Source organism: Succinatimonas hippei YIT 12066 (assembly GCF_000188195.1).
In the GTDB taxonomy this organism is placed as follows: domain Bacteria; phylum Pseudomonadota; class Gammaproteobacteria; order Enterobacterales; family Succinivibrionaceae; genus Succinatimonas; species Succinatimonas hippei.
Genome location: NZ_GL831019.1, coordinates 1 through 3,528 on the forward strand (window position 1 = coordinate 1; position 3,528 = coordinate 3,528).

At 32.5% G+C, this 3,528-nt stretch carries 4 protein-coding genes; all 4 read right to left on the reverse strand.

Annotated features, from left to right (window positions below):
• Nucleotides 1-229, reverse strand: a 229-nt coding sequence (locus tag HMPREF9444_RS06865; protein ID WP_009143681.1) for a hypothetical protein, incomplete at its 3' end; no start/stop codon positions are given.
• 221 nt (nucleotides 230-450) lie between these two features.
• On the reverse strand, nucleotides 451-2,352 hold the full coding sequence (locus HMPREF9444_RS06870; protein WP_009143682.1) for a DNA primase family protein: 1,902 nt from the start codon (nucleotides 2,350-2,352) through the stop codon (nucleotides 451-453).
• A 1-nt stretch (nucleotide 2,353) separates the two neighbouring features.
• Nucleotides 2,354-2,557, reverse strand: a complete 204-nt coding sequence (locus tag HMPREF9444_RS06875; RefSeq protein ID WP_009143683.1) for a helix-turn-helix transcriptional regulator — start codon at nucleotides 2,555-2,557, stop codon at nucleotides 2,354-2,356.
• Between the two features lie 94 nt (nucleotides 2,558-2,651).
• Nucleotides 2,652-3,368 carry a hypothetical protein gene (locus tag HMPREF9444_RS06880; RefSeq protein WP_009143684.1) on the reverse strand — a complete coding sequence of 239 codons (717 nt, stop codon included), beginning with the start codon at nucleotides 3,366-3,368 and terminating at the stop codon, nucleotides 2,652-2,654.
• Between the last annotated feature and the right edge of the window lie 160 nt (nucleotides 3,369-3,528).

A 3,528-nucleotide genomic window follows, 5' to 3' on the forward strand; every position in this document is an offset into this window, starting at 1 on the left:
CCAAGTTTTTCAGAATAGAAAGATTTTCTGTTGTATCGTGCATAACGGTTGCCAAACTTTCATCATAAATATGAGATGAAATTTCGTTTAAAGCGTTTTTTATCTCTGGTTTCTGTCTTAATTGCCAAAATTTAGTTCTGCTTATGTTTAACTTACTGCGGGCTTCTTCAAGTGTATCTGATGACAAAATACTTAAAGCAACTCTATACGGATCTAATGCTTTTGCCATTCATGAACCTTTATAAACATAAAAATAGTATATAAATTGTATTTATTTATAATTATATACTAATTATTTAAATTACACTTATTTTTCTCGTAACCAAGTAACCAATATTTTTATATTTTATCTTTTTATTTTTTTCTTTAATTTTTATTTTTTATATATTTTTTATTTATAAATTAAAAATAATCGGTTACTCGGTTACTTGTTAAAAATCAATTAGTTATTTATCTTCTCCTATATTTTTTGTGGCGATCTGTTGTTCCATCATTCGGATTAACGCTGTGACTTTTTAAGTCGTACATGGAGCATATTTGTTTACCGAACATCTGTATGGAAATTTTTTCAGAACAATTTTCTTCGCAGTATCGTTGATATTCAGAATAAATATCTCCGCAGTAGTTTGAAAGAAGATATTCTATACCTCCCTTCTTTTTAACGAAGTCGGCAATAGGATTGTTATATCCTAAATAATTATTCAACTGTTGGTCGATTTTCTCGCTTTCAGTAAATTTATTATTTTCTAAAAGACGATTTAACCCTTCTATCGCAATTCTTATGCCGTATTCGATTGCACTATCTTTGGTTAATTTTTTCTTTAGTGCCGTATCTTGCTCATTCTCTGGAATACTTCTATTAAATGGAATTATGACTAAACGGCGCTGTACAGCTTGACCGTTATCATTGATTTTAGGAAGTTTATTCATACAGAAAATAAGTTTGCAGAATGGAGTATATGAGAATGAATCTTTCCCCTTAAACTCTGTCTGGTAATTTCCTCCTGAAGAAAGGATTTTTAACATTGCTGGATCTTTTATATGCATTGAGCTGTTATCATCACATATATTTGCAAGCTTGTTATATATAGATGAAGAGCCGAAACGTTCCCCTAATCGTTGAAGGCTTTCAGAGCTGCAATTTTCTTCACCGAGCACAGCTCTGATAAAAGTGCAAAACATGCTTTTACCATTGCTTCCAGAACCATACAACAGGAAAAATTTTTGCAGACTGTTTTCCCTATAGAGACAATAACCTAATAATTCTTCTAAATTTGCTCGAAGGGCTTTGTCTCCACAAGTGATATTACTTAAAAATTTATCCGTATCTGCATCATAAGCATCAGAAATATAGTTATGATTGATCGGATTGGTAATTACAATGTTAGGATCGAAAGAAATTAGTTTTCTCTCTTCTAAATCGTAAATACCGTTTTTAAATCCGATATAGCGAGGATCTGCTACTGTTGCATTTTCAATGATGAAGTCATTAATAAATGCTTCAACTTCGTTCCTGATATTCTTTCTTGGATTTTTTACGTATTGCAATACATAATTTCCTCTAAGCTTAGAGGCCAACACGTAAAATCCATTCTGATAAGCATATAATTTTTCATTGATACGCTTTATATGAAGTTTGTTGATGATGAACTTACTTAGTTCATCTATTTGTAATTTTTTATTATTACCATAGAAGTCAGGATGCAAGTTTTCAAAAGCTTCATCACGCAATATTGTTTCAAGCTCCTTATTTTCCAGACTTTGAGCAAAGACATATTTATTTATAAGTCTTATGCACTCTCTGCTTTCTTCTTTGGTAAATCCAGAATTTATAAGAGGTATAATGTACCTATACAAAGTGTCGTTGCGTCCATCCCCTTCGGATAAGTTAAACAGCTCTGCTTGCAATTTTTGAGCATTTAACGGACGCAACCATTTTGGGATTGTTTGTAATTTTTCAGTGTTTCTGATTATTTTACGTTCAACGCCATTGCTCTTTAGCTTTGCGTATGAGTTGCTTGTTCCGACTTTTATATCTGCTTCAAGTCCTATAGCTAGTTTTTTATGTGACTCACACTTTAAAAATGTTCCATCATTTTCAAAGTAAAAATGTAAGCCACGATCTGTTTTATAAACGATAGTAGATATATTTTCTTGTTCTACTATTTTTAATAAACAGTCGGCTTGCTCTCTATTATCAACATCAATTAAAACGATATTTTCAGCAATGCGCCCTCCGTATTCATTGAATTTTTGTGCTTGTTCAAGGCTATATAGCTCAGTCGGTCTTCCCCATTCTTTTATTGCTGGTTGTTTTCCATGAACTGGTAAATATCCATCAAAGAGTTCCATCTTAATCCTCCTTATAAGTAGTGTTGTGACATTTAACGTTTATCCAATCCAAGATTTCGGATAATTGCCAAACAGTGATTCTTTCACTGATTTTGTGGGGACGAGGAAAAGAAGGATCTTCTTTGACTTTACGCCAAACTGTAGATACGCCTAAACTTAAAAGTTCAGCAACTTCTTTAACGCGTACAAGCTTTTTTTGAACCACGATTAAAACCTCCTTTTGAGATTGTGCTCGCAGTCATTATTACTCATACGAAAAAGCTGTGTTTTCATTAGCCATGGTTAATGAAAATGAAAAATTAATTATTTTCAAGTTGTTTTCTGTATCTGGCTATAGTTGGTTCTGATGGTACTCGAGTCTTCAATTTTCTTTTCCAGCCAGCTGCTTCAAGCGCTGCTTGTATTGTTGCGTTTGTACTTGTTTTTAGAGAAGGGTCTTTATTTAATACTTTTTTGAAAAATTGAATTTTTTTGTTATCAATTCTAGGTTTCTTGCTTTTTTGTATCTGTTTCTTTTGTTCTTCGGAACAAAACTCTACAAGTTGTTCAATTCTTCCCAAAATGGAAAATATTTCTATAACCATTGATGAAATTTTGTGTCGTTGGGTTTTGTATTCTTGTTTATTTTTATCGAGTGTAGGCATTTCGGTATATATGTATTGATGCTCTTTTTGGAGAGTTTGTTGAATGCCAATTAGCTTTTCATGTAGTGTAAGTATTTTTTGTATATATTTGGTCATTGGGTTTGGAGTTCGGTTTGTCTGCCATTGTAGATTTTTATTCGCAATTTTTAATTGTTCTTTCTTTTGCTCAAATTCTTCATCTGATGAACATTGACTCCGAAGAATAAAGCCTTGTTTTCCGTTTGTTGCAACGTGTTTGTTTTGCAATAAAGGCTTGATTTGACCGTCGGGATCTTTATAAAAGTATTGAGTTTCAATTACTGCTGAGACAAATAAAGCTTCATCAATAAAACCAAGTAGGTCTTGATAGTATTCTGCATTTTTACTACTCATTTATTTAATCCTGAATAACAGTAATCAGCCCATGCTTGCATCATCTCTGTTCGGCTTTTTATTGCTTCGTTACGCTCATAAGCTCCATTATAAGCATCAGTGATTTTATGATGAAGACACAATTCGGCGATACGCTCGTCAAAGCGTTTGTTATTGCCTA

What these genes read in the sequence shown, in the direction of transcription:
- HMPREF9444_RS06870 (WP_009143682.1), bottom strand. Translation starts at nt 2,352, where the DNA reads ATGGAACTCTTTGATGGATATTTACCAGTTCATGGAAAACAACCAGCA.
- HMPREF9444_RS06880 (WP_009143684.1), bottom strand. Translation starts at nt 3,368, where the DNA reads ATGAGTAGTAAAAATGCAGAATACTATCAAGACCTACTTGGTTTTATT.